General features: G+C 63.0%; 19 protein-coding genes, 1 tRNA gene and 1 pseudogene. 9 read left to right on the top strand and 12 right to left on the bottom strand.

The genetic code is table 11. The features are described 5' to 3' along the window. Nucleotides 1–2: 2 nt before the first annotated feature. Nucleotides 3–272, bottom strand: a complete 270-nt coding sequence (gene grxC, locus AC0L2D_RS09050; RefSeq protein WP_473540848.1) for a glutaredoxin 3 — start codon at nt 270–272, stop codon at nt 3–5. Between the two features lie 27 nt (nt 273–299). Further along, complete coding sequence (locus tag AC0L2D_RS09045; protein WP_013529448.1) at nt 300–1,100, bottom strand: ComF family protein; 801 nt, start codon at nt 1,098–1,100, stop codon at nt 300–302. A 65-nt stretch (nt 1,101–1,165) separates the two neighbouring features. On the opposite strand from AC0L2D_RS09045, the gene AC0L2D_RS09040 reads away from it, so the two are divergent. Beyond that, nucleotides 1,166–2,041: a class I SAM-dependent methyltransferase gene (locus tag AC0L2D_RS09040; RefSeq protein WP_224674413.1), complete on the top strand. Its 876-nt coding sequence runs from the start codon at nt 1,166–1,168 to the stop codon at nt 2,039–2,041. Nucleotides 2,042–2,068: 27 nt separating this feature from the next. On the opposite strand, the gene AC0L2D_RS09035 is transcribed toward AC0L2D_RS09040, so the two are convergent. The 5 genes from AC0L2D_RS09035 to argJ all read right to left on the bottom strand — a co-directional run bounded on the left by AC0L2D_RS09035 (nt 2,069) and on the right by argJ (nt 5,246). Then, a complete protein-coding gene (locus AC0L2D_RS09035) occupies nt 2,069–2,254 on the bottom strand; it encodes a Flp family type IVb pilin (RefSeq protein ID WP_013529446.1) in 186 nt (61 codons plus the stop codon). Between the two features lie 109 nt (nt 2,255–2,363). Next, complete coding sequence (locus AC0L2D_RS09030) at nt 2,364–2,678, bottom strand: hypothetical protein (protein WP_013529445.1); 315 nt, start codon at nt 2,676–2,678, stop codon at nt 2,364–2,366. A gap of 129 nt (nt 2,679–2,807) precedes the next feature. Continuing rightward, on the bottom strand, nt 2,808–3,230 hold the full coding sequence (locus AC0L2D_RS09025; protein WP_063169074.1) for a (deoxy)nucleoside triphosphate pyrophosphohydrolase: 423 nt from the start codon (nt 3,228–3,230) through the stop codon (nt 2,808–2,810). Then, nucleotides 3,223–3,975, bottom strand: coding sequence for a GNAT family N-acetyltransferase (locus AC0L2D_RS09020; protein WP_013529443.1), 753 nt, complete (start codon nt 3,973–3,975; stop codon nt 3,223–3,225). Before AC0L2D_RS09020 ends, AC0L2D_RS09025 begins: the two co-directional genes overlap by 8 nt. 29 nt (nt 3,976–4,004) lie before the next feature. Beyond that, on the bottom strand, nt 4,005–5,246 hold the full coding sequence (gene argJ, locus AC0L2D_RS09015) for a bifunctional glutamate N-acetyltransferase/amino-acid acetyltransferase ArgJ (protein ID WP_063169075.1): 1,242 nt from the start codon (nt 5,244–5,246) through the stop codon (nt 4,005–4,007). A gap of 458 nt (nt 5,247–5,704) precedes the next feature. Here argJ and AC0L2D_RS09010 point away from each other — a divergent pair, with 458 nt between their 5' ends. After that, nucleotides 5,705–6,304 (top strand): TetR/AcrR family transcriptional regulator, encoded by a 600-nt coding sequence (locus AC0L2D_RS09010; protein WP_024503788.1) that lies wholly within the window; start codon nt 5,705–5,707, stop codon nt 6,302–6,304. Between the two features lie 70 nt (nt 6,305–6,374). Here the strand turns inward: AC0L2D_RS09010 and AC0L2D_RS09005 are convergent, their stop codons facing one another. Then, entirely contained in the window at nt 6,375–7,292 is a 918-nt protein-coding gene (locus AC0L2D_RS09005) for a peptidylprolyl isomerase (RefSeq protein WP_027163508.1), read from the bottom strand. Between the two features lie 247 nt (nt 7,293–7,539). Between AC0L2D_RS09005 and secA the strand changes: the two genes are divergently transcribed. Then, a complete protein-coding gene (secA, locus tag AC0L2D_RS09000; protein WP_473540846.1) occupies nt 7,540–10,272 on the top strand; it encodes a preprotein translocase subunit SecA in 2,733 nt (910 codons plus the stop codon). Nucleotides 10,273–10,485: 213 nt separating this feature from the next. Here secA and AC0L2D_RS08995 read toward each other — a convergent pair whose 3' ends face one another. Together AC0L2D_RS08995 and AC0L2D_RS08990 are read right to left on the bottom strand one after the other, a co-directional pair. After that, nucleotides 10,486–10,674: a hypothetical protein gene (locus AC0L2D_RS08995; protein ID WP_292699798.1), complete on the bottom strand. Its 189-nt coding sequence runs from the start codon at nt 10,672–10,674 to the stop codon at nt 10,486–10,488. Nucleotides 10,675–10,882: 208 nt separating this feature from the next. Then, nucleotides 10,883–11,830: a hypothetical protein gene (locus AC0L2D_RS08990; RefSeq protein WP_473540844.1), complete on the bottom strand. Its 948-nt coding sequence runs from the start codon at nt 11,828–11,830 to the stop codon at nt 10,883–10,885. A 137-nt stretch (nt 11,831–11,967) separates the two neighbouring features. Here AC0L2D_RS08990 and AC0L2D_RS08985 point away from each other — a divergent pair, with 137 nt between their 5' ends. After that, entirely contained in the window at nt 11,968–12,951 is a 984-nt protein-coding gene (locus tag AC0L2D_RS08985; RefSeq protein ID WP_473540843.1) for an LAPAL motif-containing putative phage structural protein, read from the top strand. A gap of 67 nt (nt 12,952–13,018) precedes the next feature. On the opposite strand, the pseudogene AC0L2D_RS08980 reads toward AC0L2D_RS08985, so the two are convergent. Continuing rightward, nucleotides 13,019–13,352 (bottom strand): annotated as a pseudogene (locus AC0L2D_RS08980) (transposase); the annotation flags it as partial. 240 nt (nt 13,353–13,592) lie between these two features. On the opposite strand from AC0L2D_RS08980, the gene AC0L2D_RS08975 reads away from it, so the two are divergent. The 3 genes from AC0L2D_RS08975 (at nt 13,593) to AC0L2D_RS08965 (ending at nt 17,789) form a co-directional block, all read left to right on the top strand. Beyond that, the gene (locus tag AC0L2D_RS08975) at nt 13,593–14,993 is read left to right on the top strand and encodes a lipopolysaccharide biosynthesis protein (protein ID WP_473540842.1); all 1,401 of its coding nucleotides are present in this window, start codon (nt 13,593–13,595) and stop codon (nt 14,991–14,993) included. Beyond that, on the top strand, nt 14,993–16,273 hold the full coding sequence (locus AC0L2D_RS08970; protein WP_473540841.1) for a GNAT family N-acetyltransferase: 1,281 nt from the start codon (nt 14,993–14,995) through the stop codon (nt 16,271–16,273). Before AC0L2D_RS08975 ends, AC0L2D_RS08970 begins: the two co-directional genes overlap by 1 nt. Before the next feature lie 232 nt (nt 16,274–16,505). Next, complete coding sequence (locus AC0L2D_RS08965) at nt 16,506–17,789, top strand: hypothetical protein (protein WP_473540840.1); 1,284 nt, start codon at nt 16,506–16,508, stop codon at nt 17,787–17,789. Between the two features lie 97 nt (nt 17,790–17,886). Here AC0L2D_RS08965 and AC0L2D_RS08960 read toward each other — a convergent pair. Further along, nucleotides 17,887–17,971: transfer RNA gene (locus tag AC0L2D_RS08960), tRNA-Leu, on the bottom strand. A 274-nt stretch (nt 17,972–18,245) separates the two neighbouring features. Here AC0L2D_RS08960 and AC0L2D_RS08955 point away from each other — a divergent pair. Then, nucleotides 18,246–18,833, top strand: a complete 588-nt coding sequence (locus AC0L2D_RS08955) for a YqaA family protein (RefSeq protein ID WP_013529435.1) — start codon at nt 18,246–18,248, stop codon at nt 18,831–18,833. Nucleotides 18,834–18,867: 34 nt separating this feature from the next. Continuing rightward, a complete protein-coding gene (locus AC0L2D_RS08950; RefSeq protein WP_063173147.1) occupies nt 18,868–19,386 on the top strand; it encodes a disulfide bond formation protein B in 519 nt (172 codons plus the stop codon). The last annotated feature ends 19 nt before the right edge of the window (nt 19,387–19,405 follow it).

The following is a 19,405-nucleotide window of genomic DNA, read 5'->3' as shown; positions in this document are numbered from 1 at the left end:
CCTCAATTCGTCGCGCCGTTGGCGAGCAATTTGTCCAGCCGGCCTTCGGCCTCCAGCTCGTGGAGGTCGTCACAGCCGCCGACATGCGTATCGCCGATGAAAATCTGCGGAAAGGTCGTGCGGCCATGCGCCCGGGAGATCATCTCCTGGCGCAATTCCGGCGAGAAGGAGGCATCGTGCTCGGTAAAGGCGACGCCCTTGCGCTCGAGCAGCCGCTTGGCTGCCGTGCAATAGCCGCACATCATGCGGGTGTAGATCGTGACATCGGGCATGACGAATTTCCGCTGTTCGTTGCCGACTTATATAGTCGCGGACTCGTCCGCCCGAAAGTCCCCCGGCAACACACGCGCAAAGGTCAGCACGTCGACGGCGGCCGCACCTCCCCTTTTCAGCGCCTTGGTGGCGGAACGCACCGTGGCGCCGGTGGTGTAGACATCGTCGATCAAAAGCACCCTGCGGCCGGCGATCTCGATTTCCGCCTCGGCAGGCACCCGGAACGCGGCCCGCACATTCTCCTCGCGTTCGCCGCGCTCCAGCCCGACCTGCTGGCGGGTGAGTTTCACGCGCCGCACCGCCGACGGGGCGAAGGGCAATCCGCTAAGTGCCGAGACCGCCCTTGCCAGTTCCGCCGACTGGTTGAAGCGCCGCCTGAAAAACCGCCGCCAGTGCAGCGGCACCGGCACCACCACATCCGCCTCGGCGATGAGATCGGCACCCGCACGCATCATCCAGCGCGCCATCCAAGGTGCCAGATCCGTGCGATCCTGGTATTTCAACCCTTGCACCATCTGGCGCGCAACGCCGGAATAGGCGACCGCCGCCCGCGCCCGCTCGAAAGGCGGCGGATCGGCAATCGCCTCGGCCGACAGAAAGCCTTCGCCCATATGGTGGGTGAACGGCGTACCCATGACAGGGCACCATGGCCGCTCCAGCAGCCTGAGCTTCGGCCAGCAGGCGCCGCACAGCACGCCCGGCTGCGAGACATGCCGGCGGCAACCGGCGCAGACCGGCGGAAACAGCATCCGCGCCGGCCAGCCGACAACCGACCGGGCCAGGTTCGTGATCCCGATGGACTTGATCTTGGGCATCGGATCGGCCACGTGGTTGCTCCTGCGCGCCACTATATCAACGATCTCGGAGCGTGGACAAACAAAGGATCTGCCCGTTGCAGCCAATAATGGATACCTCTCTGTGGCTGACGCACAAGCGGCGCGCGCTTGCCCGTCCGGTCGACGGCGCGGACTTCCTCATGCGCCGCACGGCCGAGGACCTTGCCGAACGGCTGGGCGCCGTCGAGCGCCGGTTCGGCAAAGCGGCCGTGCTGTTTTGCCAGACGCCGGCGGCGGCCGAAACGCTCGCCGAAAGCGGCAAGGTCGCCGACATTGTCCGCGTCGAGACGGATACGGCTTTCCTGAGCGGTGGCGATGCCGGCCTGATCGCACCGCTCGAAACCGTGCCGTTCGAGCCGGAAAGCCTCGATCTGGCGGTGTCGCTCTTGTCGCTGCAGGCCATGAACGACATCCCAGGCATGCTGATCCAGATCCGCCGCGCGCTGCGGCCGGATGGGCTTTTCCTCGGCGCCTTTGCCGGCGCCGGCACGCTTTTCGAATTGCGCGAAAGCCTGCTTGCGGCCGAGACCGAGCTTTACGGGGGCGCCAGCCCGCGTGTCGCGCCGTTCACCGATGTGCGCGATGCCGGTGCGCTGCTGCAGCGCGCCGGTCTCGCTCTGCCGGTCGCCGACGTCGAGACGGTGACGGTGCGCTATGCCAGCCTGTTCAACCTGATCGCGGATCTGCGGGCCATGGGCGAGACCAATGCGCTCACCGATCGCAGCCGGCGGCCGGGCTCGCGCAAGCTGTTTGCCCGTGCGGCGGAAATCTACGCCGAGCGGTTTTCCGACCCCGACGGCCGCGTCAGGGCAAGTTTCTCGATTGTCTGGATGTCCGGCTGGGCGCCCGACGCTTCGCAGCAAAAACCGCTGAAGCCAGGGTCGGCCAAGGTCTCGCTGAAAACAATCCTGGAGGCGCCCGACGGGCAATGATCCTGCCCCAGGCGCGGGAAAGCCGGATCAGGGAGTGGGTGCGAAGGCGTTCGCAAGCTTGCTGTTGTTGTCGCTGAACAGCCAGATGATCCCGTCGCGGACCTCACCGATACCGCCGACGATGGCCAGCGACAGCACGGCGATGATCACGCCATATTCGACGGCCGTGGCGCCGGTCTCGTCGTTCAGAAAACCCAGCAGCACTGCTTTCATGGCCTCAACCCCTCTGTCCGGGACCTTACAGCCGACCTGTTAAGAAAGGTTAACGGCAAAGGCTTAACAGGCGGTGAAACCGCCGCCTTTGCGAAATTTCTTAACCATGTCAGCAGTCGCCGCTGCTCCGGCCATTGGACCTGATGATGCAGACCGAGCTCGGCTGCGGCTGCAGCACGCTGCGGCGCAGCGTGTAGGTTTCGCGATGGCCGATCGAGCCTGTGGCCGCCATGTCGAGCCCGCCGAAACCGTCACGGGCCGACAGCGAGCGTGTCTGGCTGTCGAGGAAAGGGGTTGCGATCAGCGCCAGCGCCACCGCGGCCGAACCGAACAGAAGCGTTATGCGCAATATGCCCATGCCCGCATCGGCGGCGCGAAAGCCGCGCTCGGGCCTGATCGAGTCCCAATCCCTGTCTAGGCTCATGCTATCGCTCCCCGGCAAATCGACGGCTCGGCCGCGAACGGCCATGCTTCAATTTTTCACGACGAGATAAATCTTCCATTAATGCTGGCTGATACAACGCCTCGGCCAGGAACCGGCCGGACGGGAGCCTCAGAGAAGATCGATGAGGAACGGGATCAGCGGCTCATCGGCCGGCGGCATCGGGTAATCGCGCATCTGCTTCGGCCTTACCCATTTCAGCGCCTGCCCTTCCCTGGGCTGCGCGATACCGCGAAAGCGGCGGCAGATGAACAGCGGCATCAGCAGGTGGAAATCGTCGTAGGAATGGCTGGCGAAAGTGAGCGGCGCCAGGCACGGGATGTCGGTTTCGATGCCGATTTCCTCATGCAGTTCGCGAATGATGCATTGTTCGGGCGTCTCGCCCGGCTCGACCTTGCCGCCGGGAAACTCCCACAGCCCGGCAAGTTGCTTGCCCTGAGGCCGCTGCGCCAAAAGCACCCGGCCGTCGGCATCGACCAGCGCGCAGGCGGCGACCAGCAGCAGGCGCTTGCCGGCGGTCACGACATCATTCATGACCCGGCGGCCGGCGATAGTGGTAGCGATAGACTTCCTCGAAGCCGAGCGAATGGTAGAGCGCCAGCGCCGGCACATTGTTGGCCTCGACCTGCAGCCAGGCTTCCCGTGCGCCCCGCAGCCGTGCCCATTTCAGTGCCGACAGGATCAGGTTGCGGCCGTGACCCCTGTTGCGTGCCGACTTGTCGGTGGCGACTTCGAACAGGCCGGCGAGATCGCCGTCATGCACGCAGATCAGCGTCGCCAGCGCTTCTGATCCATCTTCGAGCGCGAACAGCCCGGCTTCGGGCTGGATGGCGCCGATGATCTCCGACAGGCCGGGGCGCAGCGAAACATCCGAACCGCTGACCTTGAGCGACGCGCCGATGAAGCGGCTGATGTCTTTCAGCGGGATCTGGTCCATGGCAGCGTCGAGTTGCGCATCGGCCAGCGGCAGCCGCATGACCAGCGACTCGTCGAACCGGCTCCATCCCTCACGGTCGAGATGACTGGCAAGATCGGGACCCGACAACGGCGACATGCGGAATGTCAGCGGCCTGCCATAGGCATCGAAACGGCGGCTGGCCCGGCCGATACGGTCGGCAATGTGCTGGATGTCGCCGGGATCGAGCGGATTGACCGAGTTCAGCCGCTTGGCCGGATGGCCGGCGGTCAGCCGCACCACCCAGGTGCCGTCATAGTGGACGGCGGCCGCCGGCCAGGCGCGAAAGCCGGCCGCCTCGTAACGGCGTACGATCGCGAGCATGCTTGCCGGATGCCTGGAGCTCAAAACCGTCAGCTCCGGTAATCGCCATTGATGGCGACATATTCCTTGGTGAGGTCGCAGGTCCACACCGTCGCCTTGCCGCGGCCGATGCCGATATCGGCGCGGATGCGGATGTCGTCGCGCTTCATGTAGGCCGACGTCGCCGCCTCGGAATAGCCGGGGTCGCGCTCGCCTTCATGCGCCAGCCTGTTGTCGCCGAACCAGATCGACAGCCGGTCGCGATCGGCGGGTTCGCCGGCCTTGCCGACGGCCATGACGACGCGTCCCCAATTGGCGTCCTCGCCGGCGACTGCCGTTTTGACCAGCGGCGAATTGGCGATCGACAGCGCGATGCGCTTGGCCGAGCGCGCCGATTTGGCGCCGGTGACGGTGACTTCGACCTGCTTGCGGGCGCCTTCGCCGTCGCGCACCACCTGCAGCGCCAGCGATTTCAGCACCTTGCCGAGCGCCCGGCGGAACGTGCCGAGACGGGCATCCTTGGGATCGGTTATCTCCGGCGCGCCGCGCCTGGCGGCCTTGCCGGTGGCGAAGATCAGCAGCGTGTCGCTGGTCGAGGTGTCGCTGTCGACGGTGACCGCGTTGAAAGTCTTGGCCGTGCCGCGCGACAACAGATCCTGCAGGACAGGGGCGGCGATCGGCGCGTCGGTGGCGATGAAGGAGAGCATCGTCGCCATGTCGGGCGCGATCATGCCGGCGCCCTTGGAAATGCCGTTGATGGTGACATCGGTGTCGCCGAGCTTGACGGTCGCGGTCGCCACTTTCGGATAGGTATCCGTGGTCATGATCGCCTTTGCCGCTTCGGTCCACAGCTCGGGCTTGCCCTTGCTGACCAGCCCCGCGAGCAGATGGCTGAATTTGCTGGTGTCGAGCGGCTCGCCGATGACGCCGGTCGAGGCCATGAAAACCTCCGCTGCCGTGCAGCCGGCCGCCTTCGCCGCCGCCTCGCCGGTCAGTGCGGTCGACTCGCGGCCCTTCTTGCCGGTGAAGGCGTTGGCGTTGCCGGAATTGACGACCAGCACCCGCGCCTTGCCCGCGCCGAGATTCTGCCGGCAGAAATCGACCGGCGCCGAGGGGCATTTCGATTTCGTGAACACGCCGGCGACCGCAGTGCCTTCATCGAAGACCATGGTCAAAAGATCGGTGCGGCCCTTGTACTTTATCCCTGCCTCGGCGGTGGCGATGCGCACCCCCTCGATTTCTGGCATTTTCGGGTATTTCTTCGGCGCAAGCGGCGAAATCGTCGTGGACATGGAAGCCTCGGGCGGGAAAAATCGCAAGGGAAGGCCGGTTTGCCCGATAGACCGCGCCGGCGCAAGGGCGTTTTCGTCGCTCTTGTCCGGGAGCTCGAACTCGCCCCTGGGAGCAGGGCTCCGAGACGTCGCAAGCCATGCAGTAGACATCGTCCGACGGCCGGTCCGGCGGTGTCAGCCAGTTTGCGCCTGCCGCGTTCATGTAATAGGAATTTATTCTTGACAGGGTGAGAGCAGCTATGCTACATTTTCGTCCATGGTGCTGATTTGCGCCAGTGACCCGCCTCCGGCGGGTTTTGCTTTTGGGGGCTCACCAACCGAGACGCCGGTAAGGTTCCAGAAAAACGACCAACCCCTGCCCCGACCTTGCCAGCCTCCAGAAGCTTCAAAACGCGCCGTTTCGTTTGAGCGTCGGGTCACCTATATTGCCGGCGAAGTGTTTGGCGAGGACGACAGAGATGGCCGAGGACGCCGATCCGGCGCGCAGATCGATCGGTGCGCGGCGCAATCCCGACAGCGCCGAGGCCATTCTCCAAGCCGCCGAGACCGTACTGGTCGAAGCCGGTTATGCCGGTTTCTCGATCGAGGCGGTGGCGCGGCGGGCCCGCGCCGGCAAACCCACCATCTATCGCTGGTGGCCGAGCAAGGCGGCGTTGCTGCTTGAGGTCTACCAGCGCCAGAAGCGCGTCGATGTTCCCGATACCGGGCGGCTGGAGGAGGATCTCGTCGGCTTCCTGAAGAACCTGTTCGCCCACTGGCGCGAGACATCGTCGGGAAGCGTGTTCCGGTCGCTGATCGCCGAGGCACAGTCGGACGAGACCGCGGCCGCGGCCCTTGCCGACTACTCACTGGGCCGACGGTCCCATACCGCCCAGATCATCGAACGCGCCAAGGCAAGGGGCGAAATCCCGGCCGAAATCGATTCAGCTGTTGTCGCCGACCTGATCGCCTCCTTCGCCTGGAGACATCTGCTGACCAACCGGCTCGACGAGGACGAAGCGACCATCGGCAAGGCCGTCAACTACGTGATGCGAGGCATAGCGGCGCCTGCCTCGTAAAGACGGCAATGAATGAAAAAGGGCGCGGCAACCCCTGGCTGCCGCGCCCCTTTTCAAAAAGCTGCCAGTCTTACTTGGCGCTTTCCAGCGTATCGACCGCCTTCTTCAGGTTGGCGTCGGGGATCTCGACCTTGGCGCCGGCGCGCAGCGACTTGACCAGCGCGAAATACTTGTCGCGGATGACCGCCTGCTTGGCTTGGTCCTTGACGTCGTCGAAGGCCGGCGGCTGCTTGGTGCGCTTGTCCTCGAGCTTGATGACATGCCAGCCGAACTGCGTTTGCACCGGCTGCTCGGTGTATTTGCCGACCTCGAGCGCGGAGGCCGCCTTGTCGAACTCCGGCACCATCTGGCCAGGTCCGAACCAGCCGAGATCGCCGCCGCTGGTCTTGCCTGACGGATCGCTGGTGTGCTCGTTGGCGAGCTTCTGGAAGTCGGCGCCGCCGTCGAGCTGCTTGATGATCGCCTCGGCCTCTTCCTTCGTCTTCACGAGGATGTGACGGGCATGCAGCTCGTTGGTGGGCGGCGTGTTGGCGATTTCCTGGTCGTAACGGGCGCGGACCTCGGCGTCGGTGACCTTGTCGACGACGCCCTTCTCGACCATCTCGCCATGCAGCGCGCGCTGCTGCAGGAAGGCCATGCGGCGCTGGAAGTCGGGATCCTTGTCGAGCCCTGTGGTGACCGCCTGGGCGGCCATGACGCGGATCTCGATGGCAGCCGAAAGGGCGGCGGCACGGCGCTGCTCGGGCGGCAATTGTGCGAACTGCTGCGACAATTCCCCTTCGGCAAGCACCAGATCTGCTTCGGTCAGGGGCTGACCGTTGACCGTGGCGATAACCTTATTGGGATCGACCGGTGCCGCGGCTGGCGCTGCTGCATCCGCCGGAGCGGGAGCGGTTTGCTGCGCCGTCACCGGCGAGAGCGAAAGGGCCGACAGGCCGACGGCCAAGCCAAGGCTGGCGAGCGACGCGCGGCGAAACAACAGGGACATGGGGGGGACTCCGGTGGGGATTGTTAAGAGGGGTGCTTCCAGATCGGCCAGATTGTGGCGGAATTTGGCGCAGCCAGCAGGGCCAGCGCGGCGTTGACATCAGTTGAGCCCCCTCTTATCTGTCCAACGACTTTGCGTCCAGAACCGTTTTCCGGGCGCTTTTTGTGTTTGTCCACGTTCACGTGGAATTGATGGGGCCGCCCGGCGCTCATCTCAAGATTGAGAATTCTATCGAAAGGACCATTGGATGGTCAGTCTCGGCGGTCTCGCCCGTAAGGTTTTCGGTTCCTCCAACGACCGTCGGGTCAAATCGACCCGGCCCCGTGTCGAGGCGATCAACGCCATGGAAAACGAGATGCGGGCGCTTTCCGATGAGGAATTGGTCGGCCGCACCGCGAAATTCCGCCACGACATCGCCAACGGCGCCACGCTCGACGATCTGTTGGTGCCGGCCTTCGCCACCGCCCGCGAGGCCGCGCGCCGCGTGCTCGGCATGCGCCCCTTCGATGTCCAGCTGATCGGCGGCATGGTGCTGCACAATGGCGGCATTGCCGAGATGCGCACTGGCGAGGGCAAGACCCTGGTCGCGACGCTGCCGGTCTACCTCAACGCGCTTGCCGGCAAGGGCGTCCACGTCGTCACCGTCAACGACTATCTGGCCACCCGCGACTCCGAATGGATGGGCCGCGTCTACAAATTCCTCGGCCTCTCGGTCGGCGTCATCGTCCACGGCCTGTCCGACGAGGAGCGCAGCGCCGCCTACGCCGCCGATGTCACCTACGCCACCAACAACGAGCTCGGCTTCGACTATCTGCGCGACAACATGAAATACGAGCGCGCCCAGATGGTGCAGCGCGGTCACAATTACGCGATCGTCGACGAAGTCGATTCCATCCTGGTCGACGAGGCACGCACGCCGTTGATCATTTCCGGTCCGCTCGAGGACCGTTCGGAAATGTACAACACCATCGACACCTTCATCATCCAGCTGCAGCCGCAGGATTATGAGATCGACGAGAAGCAGAAGACCTCGATCTTCACCGAGGAAGGCACCGAGAAGCTCGAGAACCTGTTGCGCGACGCCGGCCTGCTCAAGGGCGAGTCGCTCTACGACGTCGAGAACGTCGCCATCGTCCACCACGTCAACAACGCGCTGAAGGCGCACCGGCTGTTCCAGAAGGACAAGGACTATATCGTCCGCAACGGCGAGATCGTCATCATCGACGAGTTCACCGGACGCATGATGCCGGGCCGCCGCTATTCGGAAGGCCTGCACCAGGCGCTCGAAGCCAAGGAGCATGTGGCGATCCAGCCGGAGAACCAGACGCTCGCCTCCGTCACCTTCCAGAACTATTTCCGCCTCTACAAGAAGCTGTCCGGCATGACCGGCACGGCGCTGACCGAGGCAGAGGAATTCGGCAACATCTACGGCCTCGAAGTCACCGAGATCCCGACCAATCTGCCGGTGATCCGCATCGACGAGGACGACGAGGTCTACCGGACGGTCGAGGAGAAATACAAGGCGATCGTCAGGGAGATCCGCGAAGCCAGCGCCAAGGGCCAGCCGACGCTGGTCGGCACCACCTCCATCGAAAAGTCCGAGCAGCTGGCCGAGCGCCTGCGCAAGGAAGGTTTTACCGATTTCGAAGTGCTGAACGCCCGCCATCACGAGCGCGAGGCGGCGATCGTCGCCCAGGCCGGCAAGCCCGGCGCCATCACCATCGCCACCAACATGGCCGGCCGCGGCACCGACATCAAGCTCGGCGGCAATGCCGAGATGCGCATCGAGGAAGAACTCGGCGACATGCCGGCCGGACCCGAGCGCGAGGCGCGGGAAAAGGAAATCATTGCCGACATCGAGCGGCTGAAGGAAAAGGCGCTGGCCGCCGGCGGCCTCTATGTGCTGGCCACCGAACGCCACGAATCGCGCCGCATCGACAACCAGCTTAGAGGTCGTTCAGGAAGACAAGGCGACCCCGGCCGCTCGAAATTCTTCCTGTCGCTGCAGGACGATCTGATGCGCATCTTCGGCTCCGAGCGCATGGACGGCATGCTGCAGAAGCTCGGCCTCAAGGAAGACGAGGCGATCATCCATCCGTGGATCAACAAGGCGCTGGAAAAGGCGCAGAAGAAGGTCGAGGCGCGCAACTTCGACATCCGCAAGAACCTGTTGAAATATGACGACGTCTCCAACGACCAGCGCAAGGTGGTGTTCGAGCAGCGCATCGAACTGATGGACGGCGAAGGCCTCTCCGAAACGATCGCCGAGATGCGCGAAGGCGTCATCGACGAGATCGTCGCCAAGGCCATTCCCGAAAATGCCTATGCCGAGCAGTGGAACGTTGCCGGGCTGAAGGCCGAGATCGCCGAGTTCCTGAACCTCGACCTGCCGGTCGAGGACTGGGCCAAGGAAGAGGGCATCGCCGAGGACGACATCCGCGAGCGCATCGCGCAGGCCGCCGAAGCCGCCGCCAAGGAGCGCGCCGAGCGTTTTGGCCCCGAGGTGATGAACTATGTCGAGCGCTCGGTGGTGCTGCAGACGCTCGACCATCTGTGGCGCGAGCACATCGTCAATCTCGACCATCTGCGTTCGGTCGTCGGCTTCCGCGGCTACGCCCAGCGCGATCCGCTGCAGGAGTACAAGGGCGAGGCGTTCGAGCTGTTCCAGGCCATGCTTGGCAATCTGCGCCAGGCCGTCACCGCGCAGCTGATGCGCGTCGAACTGGTCCGTCAGGCCGCCGAAGCGCCACCTCCCGAAGCCCCCGACATGTTCGGCACCCATATCGACGGCACCACCGGCGAGAACGACTTCGAAGGCGGCGAAACGGCGCTGCTGGTCCGCCCGGAGACAACCGCCGTCGTCGCTCCCGAAGACCGCGATCCCAACAACCAGGCCACCTGGGGCAAAGTCGGCCGCAACGAAGCCTGCCCCTGCGGTTCGGGGAAGAAGTACAAGCATTGCCACGGGGCGTTCGCGTAAGAGCGCTTTTTTCCCTTCTCCCCGTTCACGGGGGTGAGGCGTGGTCCGCGCAGCGGACGAAAAGCCAATTGCTTGGCTTTTCGAACGACGAACGCCCGGAGCGATAGCGAAGGGCTGGGTGCCGACGTTCGCGATTAGCCAATCTCCCCACCTGAGGGGGAGATGGCCGGCAGGCCAGAGGGGGGCGACTAGCGCCGACGTCAGAAATCCGTTTTACGAGTTTTCCGTATCCCGGCCGTCAGGTTCCTTGGCAATCCCTTTGAATGGCCCTTCGGTCTGCTTTACTTCCATCAAATGGCCAGTTGTTTCGTCACGCTTCTGCCAAAGTCCGTCCGGCCGCTCGAATTGCGTACGTTCTCTTACAGCGCCGCGACGAAAGCCTTCGCCCGTGTTCTTGCCCATTTCAATCTCCGTCGTTTTGGCCTGCGAATCGCAAACCTTGACGCGACGCTAACAAATGTTCCGGCTTCGTTCCAGAGAGGACGATGCGGATGTATCCCCTTGAAACAAGTAAATATTTTGCTAGGATTTACGTCCTACAGGGCTCTCCGATTCGGAGGGTGCGCTAATGCGGACCCTAGCGCTAGTGGTGGCGGTGGTTCTGGTGGGATTAGGTCATAGCCTCGCTGCTGGGCACGGGCTTCGAAGCAATGTGGGCGAAACTCATCTCTCCGGATGTGGCCTTTCCGGACGTTGTTTCGATGGTAATTTCTTCGACCTCATCAGCATTAAACGAAACGGCGCTAGCCGTGTAATAGACCCTATCGAACCCACCTACCTTGTAGGTGACACAGACGATTGCCAGCCATCTCTTTTCGGACGAATTATCCGGGAGGTCTCTGGTGGAAGTCGCGACAGTGCGATTGTCGTCGGGAAAAACAACGATAGCTCCGTGATTCCAATTGCTTGGCTTGGCAACGGTCTCCGCAAATTTTTTAGTCACGGCATTGCCGAAGAGAAGAAAATTCATTGGCCTCACCAGCAGATGGGCCGTAACGGATTCAGCTGGGCTTTTCCCGGTATTTTGGACTGCGACATTGAGCGTAAGGACTTCTCCTGTGTCTTTGGAGTTGAAAGACCCAAGCTCAATTTCACCCTTAAACCGGAGCCACGGTCGTTGTTCGGCGGCGAAGTGTTCGCGGGCGATGCGATTGGCGTCAACGGCGGCATTGGTGGCCGCCCTACTAAGCCAAAGGGTATAAGCGAGGGCGATGATGCCCGCTACCGACAGGGCGATTTGCGCAAGTGCGAGATTTTCTTGCCGCTTAGCGGATGCGGCACTCTCGACAGTGGCATCCGCAGCCCGTTGTTGGGCCTTCAGATCATCGGCCTCGTGCTTATCGCTTGCGCCTTCGCGATCCCTGGCTCGCTCGGCCTCGTCTGGATCTTCGATGATTTTGACCGGAAGCGCAGACTTCCAGGCATAGTTCTCGCCGCCACCTGCCTTCCCGTCTTTGCCTTCCTTCTGGCTGGGGGCTTCAGCGGCCACCCTTTGGGCTTCCTGCGCGCTTACGTGGGTGGCTAGCACCATGAACAACACAGTGAATAGAAAACGCATATTACCCCCTTGGCCACCTCGATCTTTGCGCCATCTTTGGCATATATGACGCAATTCTTTCCGCAGACAGATATTTGTGGTTCACTCCGACTTTATCTGGCTGGGGGGAAAATATGCCGGAATCAGAGGGGCCGAACATGAGTCGGCACGAATTTTCAATTGCATATGACGGTGCCGAGCGGGTCGATGACCATACAATGGATGTCGAAAACCTTGCTCCTGCACTACTCGGATTCGGCAAGCTTATCCGAGAGGCTAATACTGAATTTAACGGCAACAAGGCTAAGGCTAGGGTACTCGTAGTATCTGACTTCGAACATAAGTGCTTCCAAGTCAATTTTGAAGCCGTTCTAACCTACTATGAGTACGTCAGATCACTCATAGAGAGCAACCCCGTCAAGACAGCGAAGGAGGTCTTGGAATGGATTGGAATCTTCAAGCCAACAGGCGTCGGCGTTGCAGGGTATTTAAGTTATCTTGGATATCTAAAAGTGAAGCGCGGACGAAAGATCGAGAGCAAAACCGAAATCACCGATCAGAATGGCCAAGGCGTGGTCGCCATTAGGTTCGAGGGCGATCACAACGAGGTTCACGTGCACCACCACATCCACAACCTTGGCGAAAACCCTAAAGCCCTCGCCGCGACAAGGGATGCGCTTTCACCCATTGGCCGAGACGGCTTCACCAGTCTCGGCGTGCGCAAGGATGACCAATTTGTCGAGACAATCGATGCATCATCGGCAGATGCAATATTGGCCTCGTGCAACGCAGGGCCTGCGGAAAAAGAGCCGAGTGAGCCCGACGTTGACCCGACGACCGCGTGGCTAAGTGTCTATGGACCTGTCTACGATGAAAAGGCAGACAAGTGGCGGTTCAAGCTCGGTACGGATCATATATATGCCGATATCTCAGAAACCACTATTGCCAAGGATGCTCTTGCTCGTGGCGGAGCAATGGTCGATGACACCTATCAAGTCCGCCTAGAGATCACAACTCCAAAGGACGAAAACGGCAAAAAGGGAAAACCAGCGTACAAGATATTGGAGGTGCTTAGGTTTGTACCGGCTACGCCTTCCGGCCAGCAACTCTCCCTAATCCCGGATGATAAGCAGGGACAGTGAACGATGACCGACACAGCCAACCGCCGCTTTGACCGCCTCCTAAAGGCGATGGCTACCAAGCCGCCCTTCACTTCCCAACAGGGTGCGGGAACGATTGCAACAAGAGATCAATCATCAAGTGCGGTTCCCGACGAAGGTTCTGGCGGAACTCGAACTCCCAAAGGTAAGTCTGCAACCACTTCTTCGAAACCGAGACGTAAGTCCCGTTCATCGAACGCCTGACGTGCGACCAGCTCGTCGGTCGCAACGCGCGAACCCTGCTTAACCCACTTCAATATGGCGGGCATGATGTGGCGAGCCTTGCGGCTGGGGATGACCTGAGTAACGACATCGCCACCGCGTTCGATGGCACCAAAGATGATGGCCTTATCATCTTCGCCGCGCTTGTCGACGCCGCCCAACGCGGCTTTGTACTAAGCGCGCACGACTGCGGATCGTGATGGCGATGCCACCGCCATAAGGAATGCGCGTGCCACGCACCGCCTCCCGGCCCTTCGCCATGGCTCCGGGCGTTCGTCGCTCGAAAAGCCAAAGCGTTGGCTTTTCGTCCGCTGCGCGGACCACTCCCCACCCTACCGTTTCTTAATGTGTCTCCGCTACACCAACGCCTGAAAAGAGGCGGAAAACGGAGAGACATCGGGGTGCGCTTTTCCGCGGCCACGACAGCCGGGCGGTTCTTGCCGCAGCGTTGGGCGCTGCGCATGGAGCCGTTGCTTGGCCGCATCGACGCCGTGCTGTTCACCGCCGACGAGCGCGGCGAGGCCGGCCGCATGTCGGTCATCGCCTTCTCCATCCGCATCGTCAGCGCCGTCATCGCCTTCGTCAGCCAGGTGCTGATGGCGCGCTGGATGGGCTCGTTCGAATATGGCATCTTCGTTCTCGTCTGGGTGACGATGGTCATCGTCGGCAATCTCGCCTGCCTCGGCTTCCACACCTCGGTCATCCGCTTCATTCCCGAATACCGCGAGCGCGGCCTGATGGACGAACTGCGCGGCATCGTGCTGGCCAGCCGCCTGTTCGTGCTGATCGCCTCGACGCTGATTGCCGGGCTCGGCGCGCTCGGCGTCTGGCTGGCGGCACCCTGGATCGAAAGCTACTATGTGATCCCGTTTATCCTCGGCGTCATCTGCCTGCCGATGATCGCCATGTCCGATCTTCTGTCGGGCCTGGCACGCGCCAACAGCTGGGCGCTGTTTGCCCTGTCGCCGACCTATCTGGTGCGGCCGGTGCTGATCCTGCTGTTCATGGCGCTGATGCTGTTTGCGGGCTATGCTCCTGACGCGAGGACGGCGATCTTCGCCTCGATCGCGGCCACCTACGCCACCACGCTTGGCCAGCTCATCGGCGTTACCCAGCGCATGGAACGGCAGATTCCGGCCGGGCCGATGAAGGTCCATTTCGCGCAATGGTTCATCGTCTCGCTGCCGATCTTCCTGGTCGAGAGCTTCTTCTTCCTGCTGACCAATGCCGACGTGCTGATGGTCGGCGCCTATATGGATCCCAACGACGTCGCCGTCTATTTCGCCACGGTGAAGACGCTGGCGCTGGTGCATTTCGTCTATTTCGCCGTCAAGGCCGGCGTTGCCCAGCGCTATGCGCAGTTCACCCATGGCGACCCGCACAGGCTCGCCGCCTTCGCCCGCGAAACGGTGTCGTGGACGTTCTGGCCCTCGCTGCTGATGGCGCTGCTGGTGCTGGCGCTCGGCGAACCGATGCTGGTGCTGTTCGGCCCGGAATTCACATCGGGCTATCCGCTGCTGTTCCTGCTCGTCTTCGGCGTCGTGGCGCGGGCCGCCGTCGGCCCCTGCGAAAGCCTGCTGACGATGAGCGGCAACCAGAACATCTGCGCCGCCGTCTATGCCATGACGCTGGCCTTCAACATCGGCCTCAACGTGGTGCTGATCCCGCTGTTCGGCCTGTGGGGCGCGGCGATGGCCACCGCCTTTGCCATGATCTTCGAAGCCGGCGCGCTGTCGTTTACGGTGTGGCGCAAGCTCGGCATCGTCATGCTCATCTTTGTGCCCGCGAAAGGAGCCGCGTGATGGCCGCCATCCCGTTGCTTGAGGAATCCAGCGGCGGCACCGCCGGCGCCATGGTGTCGGGCCTTGCCGGGCTGACCCGTGACGCCGACCCCGCCCATATCGAGATTCTCGCCAACAACCGGCCCGAGCGCAAGCTCGCCATCTACCCGGCATCCGCCGGCTTCGACCTGGTCGAGGAACTGGATTATCTCTGCGCCCGCACGGTCGAGCCCAACGTGTTCTTCAACCCGCGTTTCCTTGCGCCCGCCATGCCGCGGCTGGAGGATCGCGAGGTGCGGCTGGCGGTCATCCGCGACGGCGACGAATACCGCAACCGGCTGCGCCTTCTGGTGCCGTTCTCGGTGGAACGGCCGGTGGTGCCGCTCGGCGTGCCGGTGATGCGCACATGGTCGAGCCCGTTCGGTCCGCTCGGCACGCCGCTGGTCGACCGCGACGACCCGGTGGGCGTCGTCGAGGATTTCTTCTCGATGCTGTCGCGCCCGCATCTCAAGCTGCCGAAAGTGTTCGTCCTGCCCGATGTCCGGCTCGATGGCCCGGTGGCGAGCCTGTTTGCCACCGTGGCCGAGACGCGCGGCCTGATGCTGGTCACCACCGGCCAGACCCTGCGCCCGGCGCTGGAAAGCGAGCGCGACGGCGATGACTATCTGAAGGCCTCGCTGCGTTCGCACCATTATCGCGAGTTCCGGCGGCTGAAGCGGCGCCTCGGCGACCTCGGCAGGCTGGAGCATGTCGTGGCGCGCGGCCCCGAAGACATCCGCCACGCCATCGAGAACTTCCTGACGCTGGAGGCGGCCGGCTGGAAGGGCCGGGAACGCACCGCCATGGCGATCGACCGTTTCCGCGCCGCCTTCGCCCGCGAGGCCGTGCACCGGCTGGCCGAGCAGGACATGTGCCGCATCCATTCGCTGACGCTCGACGGCCGCACCATTGCCTGCCTGATCGTCTTCGTCGAAGCCGGCATCGCCTACACCTGGAAGACCGCCTATGACGAGACGCTGGCCAGCTATTCGCCGGGCACCTTGCTGATGATCGAGGTGACCAGGCAGCATCTCGACGATCCCAACATCATGATGACCGATTCCTGCGCCGTGCCCGACCATCCGGTGATGAGCCGGCTATGGGCCGAGCGCAAGCCGATGGGCACGCTGGTGATCGGCCTGACGCCGGACGCCGACCGCCTCACCCGCCAGGCCGCCTCGCAACTGCACCTCTACCGCGAAACCCGCAACATGGCCCGCCTGCTGCGCAACCGCATGAAGAGCTTGTTGGGGCGGCGCTGAGAAAAGGCAAGGGTGCGGTTCTGGAAGGATGGCACATTTTCGCTGCAATATTTGACACAGAGGTGGCCGGGACTTTACTTCGATTGCCCAAGAGGCAAGCGCTAAGATCGACTTCCGCTTCAAAAAAACGAGATTTCTTGCAGCAATTTTCCGGTGAAACCCGGCAAGATCTACTCGCATTCTTGTGCTTGATGCACGATAGTCTAGTGATTCGGTCCGCGATGAGAGAAAAATGTCGCTGAATCATGAGGCCAACGGCGCCCGGCACATCAGTGCGAACGACAGCGCCGTTGTCCGAAGGGCCGACGAAGACTTCGAAGAACTGATTCGAAGCATCCGAGCCGCCACGCATCAAGCTTTGCCTCTCTTCGAAGAGGAGCCCGTGACCGGATTGGCCCAGTCAGACACGCTGGCCGCCTCCCTCGGCTCGACTTCGGCCCGGACGGGCTCGAGTCAGGCCCACGCCATGCGCGGCTCCTCGCTCTTGTCCAACGATGACGACTTGGCGTGGTCGTTGGTTGAGGACTATGTGGCCAGGTTCGATGCGCAAACGCACGATGCCGACGCTCCCGATACGGACAAATGGGACTTGCAGGAAGAGGTGGCGAAGCTACAACGCTTGCAGGATCGCACCTCGAAAGAGCTTGGGCGAAAATCGCGCGAGCTATCGATCGCAAGCAAGACCATCGCCGACCTGGAGGTCCAACTCAACAGGGCACGGCAGACCATTGCGCAGGCGGATAGGCATGCCGGCCAGCGCGCAACACGGTTCCTCGAAGCGAATGTCGAGGTCGAGCGCCTGGGACGGAACCTGGCGCGCGTGTCGGGGCAACTCCGCGACGAGACCATGGCCAGGCAAGCCGCCGAGCAGGCGCGTGAGGACGTTGCATCGCGGCTCGCCAGCTTGCAACAGGCCGCCATGCTGCTTCGTTCCAAGGTCGCGGACTACCAGCTCCACAACGAACGACTGACCGGCAAACTATCTGCGCAGATGCTTGTACAGCAGGACCTGCAGGCGCGGCTGTCCACGGTCGAGCATCAGCGCGGCGTTCTCGGCGATTGCGCCGCCGCCGCGCAGGAACGGGCCGTGGAACTTGAAAAGAGGTTGCGCTCGCTCCAGCGCAGCGCCCCCGATCAAAGCGTGGTTCGCGCAACGCCGAGCGCCGGGCAGCGCGCCGAGGACGTGGCCGAGCATCGGCGCCAAACCTGGGAAACCGAGATTGCGAATTTACGCCAGGAGCGCGACGCGGCGCGCCGAGACTGTGGCGCGGTGAAGGTTCAACTCGCCGATCTCCGCTTGCGCGGCATGACCGACGAACTCGCGCATGCCCGTTGCCGCAACGAAAACCGCCAGCTTCACCAAAGGCTAGAAACGCTGACACGCCAGGATCCGCCCAGCGGACCGGCAGCCGATGACAGCGCCGATCTAGAACGGACATTCGACGAATTGCTGGCAGCTGGCGAGATCGGCCCGGCCAATGACGGCGACCCCAGCGTGGCGCGCAAAGCGTGTTGATCGCCTGCTGAGACATATCGGGAGCCAAAGCGACCGTGACGCCCTTCGTCTATTGAACTTCGAGTGACCCGCCACCCGAAGCTCGGAGAGCGAAGGGTGGTGCCCCTAGCCGGGATCGAACCAGCACTCCTTGCGGAACTCGATTTTGAGTCGAGCGCGTCTACCAATTCCGCCATAGGGGCTCAGGCCGGGCGGCCTGGATGGCGCGGGACTATACGGTTGGAGGCCTGTTCGTCAACTGGCCAATTCCTCGTCGCCCCGGATGCGACCAAACTGCGCCTTTCGATTTCGTGACGGGGCTGCCATTGTGCAGCGCGGAAAATCTTTCTAGACAGGCGGCGCATCAAAGCGCGGCACGTCTGCGGGGACGGATGGCGTGCGCTGGGTCTTTGTTCTGTGCATGCCGTTACACCCCAACCTGCCTGCGCAATTGAACGACACGCATTAGGAGTGCCGATGCTTCGCGGACTTTACGACTGGACCCTGTCGCTGGCGGCCCGCAAATCCGCCGAATGGTGGCTGGCCTTCATCGCCTTCGTCGAAAGCTCGGTGTTCCTGGTGCCGGCCGACGTGCTCTATCTGCCGATGGCGCTGTCGCGGCCGGATCGCGCCTACCGGTATGCGCTGATCGCCACCGTCGCCTCGGTGCTGGGCGGCATCGCCGGCTGGTTCATCGGCCACTATGCCTATGACGCGGTCGCCAGGCCGATCCTCGAATTCTACGGCAAGTACGACGAGTTCGAGCAACTGCGCGCGGGCGCCGGCGTCGGCTTCATCGTCCTGATGCTGATCACATCGGGTGCCGCCCACCTGCCGCCGATCAAGGTGGTGACGATCCTGTCCGGTGTCATCGGCGTCAATTTGCTGCTGTTCATCGTGCTGGCGATCGTGGCCCGCGGCGCCCGCTTCCTGCTGCTCGCCTGGCTGCTGCGCCGCTATGGCGAACCGATCCGCGAATTCATCGAAAAGCGCCTCGGCCTGATCGCCGGCGCCGGCGCGGTTGCCCTGATTTTGCTCTATATCCTGGTCAAATACGCGTTCTGAACATTACCATTGCGAGCCGGACGGACCGATTGAAATGACAGCGACCATGAATGCCGACACCGGACGCCAGCGCACGCTGACCGCCTTGTTCCTCGCCGTCGCCATGGCCGCCACTGTCGGCTCGGCGCTCGGCTTCCAGTATCTCGGCGGCTACATCCCCTGCCACCTCTGCCTCGAACAGCGCACACCCTACTATATCGGCGTGCCGCTGATGGTGCTGGCGGTGATTGCGTCGATGCTGCACGCACCGGCATGGCTGACACGCGGCCTGCTGGCCGTCGGCGGCATCCTGATGCTCTACGGCCTCTATCTCGGCGTCTACCACTCCGGCGTCGAATGGCAGTGGTGGGCCGGCCCGACCGATTGCACGGCGGGCGCCGGGCCGGTCGACACCGGCGGCAAGGGCGTGCTCGACGCGCTCGACAAATTCGTGCCGCCATCCTGCGACAAGGCCGCCTTGCGCATCCTTGGCCTGTCGCTGGCCGGCTGGAACGCCATCGCCAGCCTGATCCTCGCCGCCGTCGCCTTCCGCGGCGCCCTCACCCGCGACTAAGCCAATTCGATTGAACGGC

The organism is Mesorhizobium sp. WSM4833 (genome assembly GCF_055811095.1).
Note: the sequence above shows the minus strand (reverse complement) of the source record. Positions and strands in the feature narration are given on the sequence as shown.